The organism is Clostridium novyi NT (assembly GCF_000014125.1).
GTDB classification, from domain to species: domain Bacteria; phylum Bacillota; class Clostridia; order Clostridiales; family Clostridiaceae; genus Clostridium_H; species Clostridium_H novyi.
The window spans coordinates 1,471,020-1,485,073 of record NC_008593.1; the positions used below are offsets into that span (position 1 = coordinate 1,471,020).

10 protein-coding genes and 1 other annotated feature are annotated in these 14,054 nt (G+C 28.7%); all 10 genes read right to left on the reverse strand.

The genetic code is table 11. From position 1 onward, the window contains the following. Positions 1-72: 72 nt before the first annotated feature. Positions 73-2,712, reverse strand: coding sequence for an alanine--tRNA ligase (alaS, locus tag NT01CX_RS06925; protein WP_011722349.1), 2,640 nt, complete (start codon positions 2,710-2,712; stop codon positions 73-75). Between the two features lie 61 nt (positions 2,713-2,773). Beyond that, positions 2,774-2,965: a binding site (T-box leader), on the reverse strand. Positions 2,966-3,125: 160 nt separating this feature from the next. After that, the gene (gene mnmA, locus NT01CX_RS06930; RefSeq protein WP_039238512.1) at positions 3,126-4,169 is read right to left on the reverse strand and encodes a tRNA 2-thiouridine(34) synthase MnmA; all 1,044 of its coding nucleotides are present in this window, start codon (positions 4,167-4,169) and stop codon (positions 3,126-3,128) included. 21 nt (positions 4,170-4,190) lie between these two features. Further along, positions 4,191-4,619, reverse strand: coding sequence for a Fe-S cluster assembly scaffold protein NifU (nifU, locus tag NT01CX_RS06935; RefSeq protein ID WP_011722351.1), 429 nt, complete (start codon positions 4,617-4,619; stop codon positions 4,191-4,193). Positions 4,620-4,621: 2 nt separating this feature from the next. Beyond that, the gene (gene nifS, locus NT01CX_RS06940; RefSeq protein WP_011722352.1) at positions 4,622-5,812 is read right to left on the reverse strand and encodes a cysteine desulfurase NifS; all 1,191 of its coding nucleotides are present in this window, start codon (positions 5,810-5,812) and stop codon (positions 4,622-4,624) included. Then, the gene (locus NT01CX_RS06945; protein WP_011722353.1) at positions 5,805-6,239 is read right to left on the reverse strand and encodes an RrF2 family transcriptional regulator; all 435 of its coding nucleotides are present in this window, start codon (positions 6,237-6,239) and stop codon (positions 5,805-5,807) included. Before NT01CX_RS06945 ends, nifS begins: the two co-directional genes overlap by 8 nt. Positions 6,240-6,321: 82 nt before the next feature. Continuing rightward, the gene (locus NT01CX_RS06950) at positions 6,322-7,581 is read right to left on the reverse strand and encodes a replication-associated recombination protein A (RefSeq protein ID WP_011722354.1); all 1,260 of its coding nucleotides are present in this window, start codon (positions 7,579-7,581) and stop codon (positions 6,322-6,324) included. A 140-nt stretch (positions 7,582-7,721) separates the two neighbouring features. Further along, positions 7,722-8,954 (reverse strand): EAL domain-containing protein, encoded by a 1,233-nt coding sequence (locus NT01CX_RS06955; protein ID WP_011722355.1) that lies wholly within the window; start codon positions 8,952-8,954, stop codon positions 7,722-7,724. Between the two features lie 103 nt (positions 8,955-9,057). Next, complete coding sequence (locus NT01CX_RS06960) at positions 9,058-9,720, reverse strand: MBL fold metallo-hydrolase (RefSeq protein ID WP_011722356.1); 663 nt, start codon at positions 9,718-9,720, stop codon at positions 9,058-9,060. An 18-nt stretch (positions 9,721-9,738) separates the two neighbouring features. Next, the gene (locus NT01CX_RS06965; protein ID WP_011722357.1) at positions 9,739-11,646 is read right to left on the reverse strand and encodes an ABC-F family ATP-binding cassette domain-containing protein; all 1,908 of its coding nucleotides are present in this window, start codon (positions 11,644-11,646) and stop codon (positions 9,739-9,741) included. 61 nt (positions 11,647-11,707) lie between these two features. Beyond that, a complete protein-coding gene (locus NT01CX_RS06970; RefSeq protein ID WP_011722358.1) occupies positions 11,708-13,963 on the reverse strand; it encodes a type IA DNA topoisomerase in 2,256 nt (751 codons plus the stop codon). Positions 13,964-14,054 lie beyond the last annotated feature (91 nt).

Genomic DNA, 14,054 nt, shown 5'->3' on the forward strand with positions numbered 1-14,054 from the left:
TTTTTTAAGACATGCAGAACTACCTGTTATCTTATTTAAATTTATTATAAACCAAATTTAAAGAAAAGTATACTATTTTACTAAATTTTCCATGATATTTTCAACTTCGTTAATAGCATCATTTAATTTTTCTGGAAGTCTTCCACCTGCTTGTGCCATATCTGGTCTTCCACCACCGCCACCGCCGGCGATTTTAGCTATTTCTCTTACTATGGTTCCACAATGAACACCTTTTGAAACTACATCTTTACTAGCCATAGCTATGAATTGAACTTTACCTTCTACTTCACTTCCAAGTACAACTACTCCACTTTCTATTTTATTTTTTATTTTATCTCCTAAATTTCTTAAAGCTTCTCCATCTACATCTTTAAGTGCTGCAACTGCAAGCTTAACACCTTTTACTTCTTTTATATTTTTTAATATATCATCTTCTGAACCACTTGCAAGTTTTGATTTAAGAGCTGATATTTCTTTGTCTTTATCTTTTAATTCTGCATTTTGTTGATTTAATCTATTTATTATATCTTTTTCTGAACATTTTAGCATGCTTGCAATTTGTCTTAATAAGTCTGATTTATGTTCTATAAATTCTAGTGCTTTATGTCCTGTAACAGCTTCAATTCTTCTAGTACCAGCAGCTATACCACTTTCAGATACTATTTTAAATAATCCTATTTTTCCAACATTAGAAATATGAGTTCCTCCACAAAGTTCAGTACTGAAGTCTCCCATTTTTACAACTCTTACTTTGTCTCCATATTTTTCATCGAATAATGCCATAGCACCGCTATTTTTAGCTTCTTCGATAGTCATTTCTTTAGTTACTACATCCCATACACTTTCTATAGTATCATTAACTAAGTCTTCTACTTTCTTTAGTTCTTCATGAGTTAATGACTCAAAGTGTGTAAAGTCAAATCTTAATTTATCTTCATCAACATAAGAACCTGATTGATGTACGTGTTCTCCTACAACTTTACGTAATGCAGCATGAAGTAAGTGAGTTGCACTATGATTTTTTCCTATATTTTCTCTTCTTTTTCTATCAACTTCTAGTAAAACTTCGTCTTCTAATTTTATACTTCCTTCTGTAACTTCTACAAAGTGAACTATTTTTCCACCTATATTGTTTTTACAATCTTGAACTTTTGCCATAAATCCATCTGCTGAAATAGTTCCTTTGTCTCCTATTTGTCCTCCCATTTCTGCATAAAATGGAGTTCTATCTGTAACTATTATTCCCTTTTCACCTTTGTTTATACAATCTGCAAAAGCATCATCTTTTATTATAACTTTTACTTTTGATTGAAGTTCTAGATTTTCATATCCATCAAATGTTGTTTCAATTTCTGAAGGTATAGTGTCTAATATTTTAACATCTGTTCCCATATAAGTACTTTCAGATCTTGCAGCTCTTGCTCTTTCTCTTTGTTCCTTCATTTCTTTATTGAAACTATCCATGTCTACAGTGATTCCTTTTTCTTCAAGAATTTCTTCAGTTAATTCAAGAGGGAATCCATAAGTATCATATAATTTAAATACTTTTTCTCCTGATAACACCTTTTTATTATTTTTTTCCAGATCCTCTATGTATTCTTTTAATATTTCCATACCAGAATCTATTGTTTCAGCAAATCTTTCTTCTTCTATTGATATAACTTTTTTAATGTAATCTTTCTTTTCTTTTAATTCAGGGTAAGCTTCTCCTGAGTTTTCAATAACACTATCTACTATTTTGTATAAGAATGTTCCTTTAATTCCCAAAAGTTTACCATGTCTTGCTGCTCTTCTTAAAAGTCTTCTAAGAACATATCCTCTTCCTTCATTAGATGGTAATACTTCATCACTTATCATAACTGATACACTTCTTACGTGATCTGTTATGATTCTTAAAGATACATCTTTAAGTTCATCTTCTCCATATTTTGTATTAGCAAGTGCAGCAACTTTATCTAATATGCTCTTTATTGTGTCAACTTCAAATATAGTTTCAACACCTTGCATAATTGTTGCCATTCTTTCAAGTCCCATACCTGTATCAATGTTAGGGAATTCTAATCTATTGTAGTTTCCATCTTCATCTTTATCAAATTGTGTAAATACAAGATTCCAGAATTCAACAGCTCTATCGGCATCTGATTTTTCTATAAATTCTTCTGCTGATTTTATTTCTCCATTGTCCTTATAGAAGTGTATTTCTGAGCAAGGTCCACAAGGTCCAACACCATGTTCCCAGAAGTTATCTTCTTTTCCTAATCTAAATATGTGTTTTGGATCAACATCTGTTTTTGATGTCCATATATCATAAGCTTCATCATCATCTAAATATATTGTTACATATAATTTTTCTTTAGGAAGTTTTAAAACTTCTGTTGTAAATTCCCAAGCCCATGGAATAACTTCATTTTTAAAGTAATCTCCAAAAGAGAAGTTTCCCATCATTTCAAAGAATGTAGCGTGTCTTGATGTTTTTCCTACGTTTTCTATATCACCAGTTCTTATACATTTTTGACAAGTTGTAACTCTCTTTCTTGGTGGAGTTTGAAGTCCTGTAAAGTATGGTTTAAGCGGTGCCATACCTGCATTTATAAGTAGTAAACTTTTATCATTTTTAGGAACAACCGAAAAACTTGGAAGTCTTAAATGACCTTTACTTTCAAAAAATTTCAAATATGCTTCTCTAACTTGATTTAATCCCATTTTTTCCATTTATTAATTACCTCCACAAAGCATTAATTTTAAAACAAAAAACTTCCATTCCTTGCATCTCTCAAGGGACGAAAGTTTTCGCGGTACCACCCTAGTTATATATGAATACATATAAAATGTAATTTATGTACATATACCTCTTAATTTAATATGACTCCAAGATAGCTTCAATATTTGCATTAAGAAGTTCGCACCGTCCACTTCCTCTCTTAATAATAACAAATTACCTACTCATTCTTATCATCGCCTAATATTATTTACTGTTTTTAATATTTTATAATAAAAGATATTTAGATTATATGAAAATTTTGTAGTTATGTCAACATTCCTGCAATTTATGGATTATTAAATTAAAAATTATAAAATATGCGAAACAATTTTTTTAAAATCATTTCGCATAATAACTTAAATAATTATTTAACTATACTTTCTATAGTTCCTCCGCCAACTAGCATATCTTGTATATAAAATACAACTCTTTGACCTTTTGTTATAGCTCTTTGTTTATCCTTAAACATAACCTTAATTTTTCCATCATCATAAGGAATTATAGTAGCTTTACTTTTAGTTGTTGAATATCTTATTTTAGCTTCAACTTCCATAGGATTTTCTAAAGAATCAAATGGAATAAAATTAACTTCTTTTGCAATAAGACCTTCATTAAATATTTCTTCTTCATCTCCGATAACAACTTCATTACGTTCTGGATTTATGTCTATAACAAAGCCTGGTTTTCCAAGAGATAATCCAAGCCCTTTTCTTTGACCAATTGTATAATATATAAGTCCTTTATGTGTTCCTAAAATCTTACCATCTTTGTCTACAAAATTACCTGGTTTAATTCTATCCCTGCATTCTAATCCTTTAATATATTTTCCATGATCATTGTCTGGTATAAAACATATATCCATACTTTCTTTTTTGTTATGAACTTCAAGTCCTATTTTTTTAGCAATTTCTCTTATTTGATCTTTTGTATATTCACCACAAGGCATTAATATGTGCTTTAACACATCTTGAGTTAAACTATAAAACATATATGTTTGATCTTTTTTGTCATCTTTAGCGTTTAACACTAAAAATCTTCCATTATGTTCTTCTATTCTTGCATAATGACCTGTAGCTATATAGTCGGCTCCTAATTCTTTTGCCTTTTGAATCAGTGCTCCAAACTTAATATGTTTATTACATACAGCACAAGGATTTGGCGTTCTTCCTTGTAAATATTCCTCAGCAAAATTATCTATTACCTTATTTTTAAATTCTTCTGTTAAATCTATAACATAATATGGAATACCTAGTTTATCTGCAACTTTTTTAGCGTCTTCTGAAACATCTAAATCACAGGATACCTTCATTGTTATTCCTATTAAGTCATATCCTTTTTCTTTTAAAAGATAGGCAGCTACAGAACTATCTACTCCTCCGCTTAAACCTACGGCTACTTTCTTACTCATTTTCACCATTCCATTCCAATATTATTTGCCATGTACTTCATCGTGGATATGATCTGAATGAACTTTCATATCCCAAGGTTCTAATCCTTGCTTAACTCTATAATCGTTTATAGCTGTGTGAATTGCCTCTTCAGCTAAAACTGAACAGTGCATTTTAACTGGTGGAAGTCCTTCTAAAGCTTCTGCAACAGCTTTGTTTGTTAACTTCCAAGCTTCTTCTAAAGTTTTTCCTTTTACAAGTTCTGTTGCCATACTTGATGAAGCTATGGCAGAACCACATCCAAAAGTCTTAAATTTTACGTCTTTTATTATATTATCTTCAACATCTAAATAGATTTTCATTATATCTCCACATTGTGGGTTACCAACTTCTCCAACTCCACTTGGATTTTCTATTTCTCCAACGTTTCTAGGATTTCTAAAATGGTCCATTACTTTTTCACTATACATAATTATCTTTCCCCTTTCATCTTTAAAAATTCTTCCCAATAAGGTGACATTTCTCTTCTTCTTTTTATTATTTCTGGAAGCTTTTCTATTACATAGTCAACATCACTATCATCATTAGTTTCTCCAAGGCTTAATCTTAATGAACCATGAGCAACCCCATGATCAAGTCCTATTGCAAGTAATACGTGTGATGCTGAAAGATCACTAGATGCACAAGCACTTCCTGTTGATGCATAAATTCCTATATCATCTAAGTCTAATAAAAGTGTTTCTCCTTCTATACCGATGAAACTCATATTAACGTTACCTGGAAGTCTTCTGTCGCCTCTAGGTCCATTTAATTTTGCATAAGGTACTTTTTCACTTAATTCTTTAATTAATCTATCTCTAAGTATTTCTAATCTTTTTGATTCTTCAGGCATTTCATTTACTGCCATTTCTATGGCTTTTCCCATTCCTACTATTCCAGCTATATTTTCAGTACTTGCTCTTCTATTTCTTTCTTGTCCACCACCGTGAATTAGATTTTCGATTCTAACTCCACGTCTTATATATAATGCACCTACTCCTTTAGGTCCATAGAACTTATGAGCAGCCATAGAAAGTAAATCTATGTTCATTTCTTTAACATCTACTGGAACGTGTCCAATTGCTTGAACTGCATCTGTATGGAATAGTATTTTGTTTTCCCTACATATAGCTCCTATTTCTTTTATAGGTTGAAGGGAACCAATTTCATTATTTGCAAACATTACAGAAACTAAAATTGTCTTGTCTGTAATAGCATTTTTAAGATCTTCAATATTTACAAATCCTTCTTCATCTACTGGAAGGTAAGTTACTTCAAAACCATTCTTTTCTAGGAACTTACAACTATTTAATATTGCATGATGTTCAATAGAAGTAGTAATTATATGATTACCTTTATTTTTTCTTGAAAAAGCAACTCCTTTAAGTGCCCAGTTATCTGATTCGCAACCTCCACTTGTAAAACATATCTCATCAACTTCTGCATTAATTGCATTTGCAACTCTAGTTCTAGCTTCATTAATAGCTTTTCTATTTAAATTTGATAGAGTATATAAAGAAGATGGATTTCCGTAGTTTTCAGTAAAATAAGGAAGCATTTCTTTTAATACTTCTGGTTTTGTGTAAGTTGTTGCTGAATAATCCATATAAATTTTTTTATCCATTATTTTCACTCCTATTCTTTAGCCTTTTATAGTCATTAGCCATATCTTGTAGAGTTACAGATTCTGTTACTTTATCTATACTCTTTTTTATTTTTTTCCACAATAATCTTGTTGGACAAACATTCATATTATCACATTCACCTGTATCTACACAGGATGAAATCTCAATAGGTCCTTCTAGGACATTTATTATATCTGAAACACTGATATCCTTTGGATGTTTATTTAAAACATATCCTCCCTGTGCCCCTCTTATACTTTTTATTAGTTTAGCTTTTCTAAGCGGAGAGAAGAGTTGTTCTAAATATAACTCTGATATATTTTGTCTTTTAGCAATACTCTTTATAGACATTGGAGATTCACCATAATTTATTGCAAGATCAACCATAGCACGTACTCCATATCTTCCTTTTGTAGATAACTTCATTGAATCTCTCCTTTAAATCCGAGTGTTATACTATGAATTCTATAATCATATTATCAAATCCGAGTGTTTTTGTCAACATTAACTATTTTTCTTTATAATATTTTTTTTCTTCCATTTCTTTTGGAAAATAATCTTGCTTTACGTAATTTCCTTCATAGTTATATGGATACTTATATCCAATGCTTCCAAGGTCTTCTGCACCTTTGTAATGAGTATCCCTTAAATGACTTGGCACTCTATATTGATTCACTCTAGCATCCTCTATTGCTTTATCAACTGCTACTAAAACAGCATTGGATTTTGGAGCTGTTGAAAGATATATAATAGCCTGTGCAATTGGAATTCTAGCTTCAGGCATTCCAACAGTTTCAAGAGCATTCCATGCGGCATGTGCTATATTCATTGCATTAGGATCTTTCATTCCTATATCCTCTGATGCATGAACAATAAGTCTTCTTACGATAAATCTTGGATCTTCTCCACCTAATATCATTCTTCCAAACCAATAAAGTGCTGCATCAGGATTAGACCCTCTTATACTTTTTATAAAAGCTGATGTAATATCGTAATGATTATCCCCTGTTGCATCATAATTTACCATAGGTTTTTGTACACATTCTTTTATTATATCTTTTGTTATATATATAAATCCATCATTATTTCTAGATGTTGATAGTATAGCTAACTCTAAAGTATTTAAACTTGCCCTTCCATCACCACCAGAAAGCTTTGCTATAATATTTATTGCATCTTTATGAATTTTTACTTTTAATTTTCCATATCCTCTTGTTTCATCTTTTAGGGCATTGTAAAGTAAATCAATTATTTCCTCTTCTTTAAGAGTTTCTAGTTGAAATATTTTAGATCTACTAAGAAGTGCTCTATTTATTTCAAAATAAGGATTTTCTGTTGTAGCTCCGATTAAAATAACAGTCCCTTTTTCTATTGCATCTAAAAGGGCATCTTGTTGTGCTCCTTTTTTTAGAGAGTGTATTTCATCAATAAAAAATATTGTTCTTTTCCCATAAAATTTTAAAACTTCTTCAGCCTTTTTTATGTATTCTCTTATTTCTTTAACTCCTGCAGAAGTAGCATTTAATTTTACAAATTCACTTTTAGTTTCCAAAGATATAATATAAGCTAAAGTGGTTTTTCCTACTCCTGGAGGACCATATAAAATTATAGAAGTTAAATTATCAGTTTCTATAAGTCTTCTAAGCAACTTTCCTTTTCCAATTATATGCTTTTGTCCAAAAAACTCATTTAAATTTCTTGGTCTCATTCTCTCTGCTAAAGGTTTATTTACATTGCTTTTCTTTAAAGCAAGATCAAATAAATCCATATTATTACCACCTATCTTAACATTATAAAAGTAAAATCTATGTATAAAATATACTATATAATAAGCTTTAAAACAACATTTATCCTTATATTGCAACAATAAAAGCCACCTTACTTTTACTTAGCAAGATGGCTTTTACACTATAAATTTATGTCACTTGGATTAAAGTCTATACATAATATATATTTTTTTTCGTTTTCACCCTTAAAAACCGATGATATTGTTATACACAAATTTCCTGTAGCTAAAGATATGTATGGCTCTGTCACATACTTTTTTAATGCCATATTCTTTAGGAAATAATAATATTTTTTTAAAGAATGCTTTGTTCCTTTTTTAGCTGGAGAAAATATAAGAGCTTTTTGTGGCATCATATTTTTATAATATGTAAAGGTATCTGTAATTTGAACTCCCTTTTCATTTAAAACATATATACACTCAAAATCATTGTATGAGTCTATAACATTTTTTAATTTATCATCAAAATCCTCTTCTTTAGTAATTGATAACTCATGAATAACTTTTTCTATAGTTTTTTCATAATTTTTGTATCTACTCTTTTCCATTTTAGCTTTCTCTACCATGTAATTTTCATACTCTTTTGCAAGTAAGCTCACATTTTGTTCAGTATTATTTATAAATTCCTCATCTATAATTTCACAATTTCCAAAATGCTTTCCTCCAAGCATATCTGCTCCAAGTTCCATGGCAGTTAAAGCTTCTATACTATTTTCTATTCCATCACCAATTACTAAAGCCCCTATGTTTTTAGATAGATTAACAAGTGCTTTAAATATCTCTTGTTTATAGTAATCAGTTGATATATTCTCTGTTATAACTCCACTTATTTTTATAATATCAGGTTCTACATATGATATTTTATCTAAGTTTGCAAGTCCAGAACCTATATCGCTTACAGAAACTAAGAATCCTTTACTTCTATAAAAGTTAATAAAGTTTCTAAGTCCTTCTATGTCATCTACTTTATCTTCAACAATTTCTAAAACAATATTTTCAGGATTTATATTATATGTATCTATAAGTTCCATTATTATTCCTGAACCAACAAATTTACTTATAAGTGAAGCACTTATATTTATAAAAAGTAATAATTCCTTATTAGTAGCATATATATGAGAAAACTTTTCTACTGCCTTTTCTCTATATAATCTATCAATTTCTATAGATAAATTAGATTCTTCAGCTATTTTTATTAGTTTATCTATAGAAATAAATTCATCATTTTCATAGCATCCAACATTCGAAACTTTAAAACCTATTATAGCTTGTTTGATTATAGATACTACAGGTTCAAATATAATTTCTAAGTTTTTATTTTCAATAATGTTTTTTATATTTATATTTTTTTCCATACAGTAACACACCCTTTTCATAAATATGACAAACTGTAATTAAAGTTATTAACTATATTATATCAAATATACTATAATTATTTAAAACTTTCTTTAACTGTATCTATACACTTTTTATATAATCTAAATTTTTAATTATAAGTTCATTATCCTCTATAAACCCATGTCCCGGAATTATAACCTCTGCATTCATTTTAAGATATCCTTTTAATGTTTCTTCATAGTTCTCTTTATTATTACAAGTTAAGTAAGGATTAGGTCTTTCCACATTATCTCCTACAAACAACACATTGTCCTGTTCATCAAAACAAGAGGCTGAACACTCTGTATGCCCTGGAGAATAAAAAAATTCCACCATATCTTCACTAAAATTTAATCTTTTTTTAAAAGTTAAATTAGGAAGAAGTATTTTTACATCCTCATCATGAAACTTTTCATATTCTTTTAATTCTAGATCACCAATTTTTTTAATATTTTCTCTACATTTAACATGAGATACAATGAGATTATTTTTAAAATAACAATTTCCCCATATATGATCCCAATCAGAATGAGAATTAAAAACTACAATTGGCTTGGGCTTTAAATTTTCATCAATAAATTTTATTATTTTTTTCATGTACTTAGGTCCTAAAAAAGTATCACATATGAAAATATGTTTATTTGCATTTATTACATATACATTAGTGGTACAGTTAAATTCAGTATTTTTAAGTTCAAAAAAGGTAAATACATATCCTCTTGAACTAATTTTACTTATTTGCATTAAGTCCTCCAAAATATTTTATTGATTATTTATTTTTTCAGCAAGCTCATTTAGATAAGCCCATCTTTCCATTAAATTATCTAATTCTTCTTCTAGTAGATTCTTTTTTTCTAAAAGTTCTTGTAATATTAAGTAATCAGAACCAGCCTTGTTTATTTCCTCATTAATCTCTTCTAGTTCTAATTCCTTTGCTTCTACCATAGAATCAATTTGTTCATACTCTCTTTTTTCGTTATAACTAAATTTTAGCTTTTTATTTTGTTTAACTTCCTTATGCTCTACTTTTTCCTTTTTCTCTTTTTTCTCTTTAGTTTCTAATTCTTTTAGTTCTTCTTTAAACTTTTCCTCATAATCAGAATAATTACCTACATTTTCTTTAATTATTCCGTTACCTTGAAATGCAAGTATTCTGTGACATATTTTATCTAAAAAGTATCTATCATGGGATACAGTTATAACAGTACCATTAAATGATTCTATATATTCTTCTAATATATTTAAAGTTTCTATATCTAAATCATTTGTAGGCTCGTCTAATATAAGTACATTAGGTGCATGCATAAGTACTCTTAAAAGGTACAATCTTCTCTTTTCTCCCCCAGATAACTTTGATATATAAGTGTATTGAAGGTTTGGTGGAAATAAAAATCTTTCAAGCATTTTAGATGCACTTATAGGATTTCCCTCAGCATCTTTTATAAATTCAGCGCCTTCTCTTATATATTCAATAACCCTCATGGAATCATCCATATCATCATATTCTTGAGAAAAGTATCCTATTCTTACGGTTTCCCCTATGTGAATTTCTCCACTATCTGGTTTTAGTTTGTCTATTATTAAATTAAGTAATGTAGACTTTCCAATTCCGTTTTTTCCTATAATCCCCACTCTATCTCCAGGTGAAAATATATAACTAAAATTATCTATAAGTTTTTTATTTTCATAGGATTTATTTAAATTTTCTATTTCTATTACCTTTTTACCAAGTCTACTTCCTTGAACAGATATATCCATTTTTTCTTTATCAACATCTATATCCTTAGAATTTAATTCATTAAATCTATCAATTCTAGCCTTTTGCTTTGTACTTCTAGCCTTTGCACCTCTTTTTATCCATGCAAGTTCACGTCTTAATAAATTTTGTCTTTTAGCTTCTAATGATTCCATAAGTTGTTGTCTTTCAGCTTTAGCTTCTACAAACATGCTATAGTTTCCATCATAACTATATAAATTTCCATTATGTAGTTCAAGTATTCTATTTGTTACTCTATCTAGGAAATATCTATCATGAGTTATCATAACTAATGCACCTTTTCTCTCATTAAGATATCCCTCAAGCCATCTAACAGTTTCATTATCTATATGGTTAGTAGGCTCATCTAATATTAAAAGTTCACATGGATTTATAAGTGCTGATGCAAGAGCAATTCTCTTCTTTTGCCCTCCTGATAATGTTCCAACCTTCGCTTCAAAATGCCCTACGCCAAGCTTTGTTAAAATCATCTTTGCTTTGTTTTCTATTTCCCAAGCATTTTCTGCATCCATTTTATTATTTAAGTCAATTAATCTCTTTTGAAGTTTTTCATCTAGTGGATTTTCCTCTAGTGCATTTATGGTATTTTCATATTCTCTAACCACTTTCATTGTAGAAGAATTCCCTTTAAAAATAGCATCTAGTACAGTTATATCTTCTTCAAAAGTAGTATCTTGTGATAAATATTCTATTCTAACATCATTATTTTTTGTTATTTTTCCTTCATCATAGTCATTATCACCAGCTATTATTTTAAGTAAACTTGATTTTCCTGTTCCATTTATTCCTATTAACCCTATCTTTTCTCCTTCATTTATACCTAAAGATAAGTTTTTAAATAATACTTTTTCTCCATAACTTTTAGTTAAATTTTCTATAGATAATAAATTCATAAAAATTCCCTTTCTATGTAAATTATTTTATTGTTTTAATATTAAATTATATTTTATCATATTAATCAAAGCTTAATTGTACTTTATTATCTTTTAGTATTAATCTTGCTCTAAATTCATTTCCTTTTTTAGATTTAAATCCATTTATAATATTGGTTTTACCGTATTTTATAAGGTTCTTTATTTCTCCTACTGGTATTTTTACACCACAGATTTCAGCAACAAAAAACTTACATCCTTCTTTCCAATTGTTACATCCATACCCCTTATTATTTTTAACTATAGTTCCCTTTTTGCAAATTGGACATACTCCCAATACATCATCTATTTTTTCTTCATCTATTTTTTTCTTGTTATTTTCCTCTAAACCAGATATTAAATAATTAGTATTTATAACTCTATTATTATCTACTACATTACTAATATTTTTATTTATATAATTCTCTAATTTATTCATGAATACTTCTGGAGTTATTTCTCTATCAACAACCATACTAAGGCCCTTTTCCCAACTTGCTGTTAACTTTGGATTTAAAAGACTTGGCATAGATGAACGTATTACCCTATAAATTACTTCTCCTTTAGTTGTAGAAGTTATTATTTGTGTTTTGTTATTTACTTTTATATATTCAATTCTTTCAAGTTTTTTTAGAATTTCAGCACGAGTAGCACTGGTTCCTATACCTGAACCTTTAATTTGCTCTCTTAGTTCATCATCTTCTATTAACTTACCTGCATTCTCCATAGCTATAATTATAGAACCTGATGTATATCTTTTAGGGGGAGATGTTTTTCCCTCTTTTATAGTAAGCTCATCAATTTTTACTATAGTTCCTTTTTTTAGTTTGTTTAAAAAATCTAAATTCTTTTCCTTTTCATCTTTTTGAGCTTCTTCTAAAATGTCTAAATATCCTCTAGTTACGCATACTTTTTCCGTAGTAAAAAAGTACTCTTCCCCTATCTTTGTCTCTACAGTAATTTTACTATATATAGCTGGAGGATAAAATATAGCTAAAAATCTTCTTACAACTAAATCATATATATTTCTTTGAAATGGTTTTAAACTTCTATAACTTTCAAGTCCCTCTCCTGTAGGGATTATTGCATAGTGATCAGTAATCTTTTTATCATCTACATACTTAGTTTTTTCAAGTCCTACATATAGCTTTTTTTCTAATATATTTTTACATGCATTATTTACTTTTTCATTTTCCTTAAATCTCAATAACTTACTTATAGTTTTATTTATTTCTTTTGCTATAGCCGTAGATAACACTCTAGCATCTGTTCTTGGATAAGTAAGCATTTTCTTTTCATACAGTTCCTGTATTATATTTAAAGTCTCATCAGGACTTATTTTAAAGTTTTTAGAGCACTCATTTTGAAGTTCCGCAAGGTTAAATAGTAATGGTGGATTTTTAGTTTCCTTTTTCTTGCTTATTTTTTCAATAATTGCTGTATTATCTTTAGATTCAATTCTTATTTCTTCTATTAATTTTTCAGCATCTTTTTTCTCTTTAAAACCACCATCATTATATAGTTTAGGTGATTCAAAATACTTAGATTTTTCTATAGCTTTAAATTCACATTCATATCCTAGATTTTCTTCAATTTCAATACTACCATTTATCTTATAAAAAGGAGTTTTTTCAAAATTTCTAATTTGTAGCTCCCTCTCTACAATCATTCCAAGAACACAGGACATAACACGTCCTACTGCAATTACAACTCTATCTTCTCCTATAATATTAGATACAGTTTTTCCGTATATAAGCGTTAATAATCTTGAAAAATTAATTCCTAAAAGATAATCTTCTTTTGCTCTTAAATAAGCTGAATCAGACAAGGAATCATATTCTGATAGAGGTTTTGCTTCTTTAATTCCTCTTTTTATTTCCTCTTCTGTTTGGGAATCAATCCACACTCTCTTTTTGTCTTTTCCTTCTACTCCTACCATCATATCAACTAATCTGTATATATATTCTCCTTCACGCCCAGAGTCGGTACATACATAAATTGTTTTAACATCTTCTCTAAGCATTAAACTTTTTACTACATTAAATTGTTTTAATACACTTGGTATAAGTTCATATTTAAATTCCTTAGGTAAAAAAGGAATTGTTTTTAAAGACCATATTTTTAAATTTTCATCATAGGCTTCTGGATAACTCATAGTTACCATGTGACCTACACACCATGTAAAAATAGCATTATCTGATTCAATAAAGCCATCTTTCTTCGTTTCTTTTATATTTAATAATTTTACAAATTCCATAGCCACTGAAGGCTTTTCTGTAATAAATAAAGATTTTTCCATTTTCTATCCTCTCTATCTATTTTTAATTTGCTAATTTAAGTAAAATAGATTACACTGTTATGTATTGTTATAAATAAATTCACATAAGGAG

Bases quoted from the DNA above. Each gene is read 5' to 3' on its own strand.
- alaS (WP_011722349.1), bottom strand. From the start codon at position 2,712: ATGGAAAAAATGGGATTAAATCAAGTTAGAGAAGCATATTTGAAATTT.
- mnmA (WP_039238512.1), bottom strand. From the start codon at position 4,169: ATGAGTAAGAAAGTAGCCGTAGGTTTAAGCGGAGGAGTAGATAGTTCT.
- nifU (WP_011722351.1), bottom strand. From the start codon at position 4,619: ATGTATAGTGAAAAAGTAATGGACCATTTTAGAAATCCTAGAAACGTT.
- nifS (WP_011722352.1), bottom strand. From the start codon at position 5,812: ATGGATAAAAAAATTTATATGGATTATTCAGCAACAACTTACACAAAA.
- NT01CX_RS06945 (WP_011722353.1), bottom strand. From the start codon at position 6,239: ATGAAGTTATCTACAAAAGGAAGATATGGAGTACGTGCTATGGTTGAT.
- NT01CX_RS06950 (WP_011722354.1), bottom strand. From the start codon at position 7,581: ATGGATTTATTTGATCTTGCTTTAAAGAAAAGCAATGTAAATAAACCT.
- NT01CX_RS06955 (WP_011722355.1), bottom strand. From the start codon at position 8,954: ATGGAAAAAAATATAAATATAAAAAACATTATTGAAAATAAAAACTTA.
- NT01CX_RS06960 (WP_011722356.1), bottom strand. From the start codon at position 9,720: ATGCAAATAAGTAAAATTAGTTCAAGAGGATATGTATTTACCTTTTTT.
- NT01CX_RS06965 (WP_011722357.1), bottom strand. From the start codon at position 11,646: ATGAATTTATTATCTATAGAAAATTTAACTAAAAGTTATGGAGAAAAA.
- NT01CX_RS06970 (WP_011722358.1), bottom strand. From the start codon at position 13,963: ATGGAAAAATCTTTATTTATTACAGAAAAGCCTTCAGTGGCTATGGAA.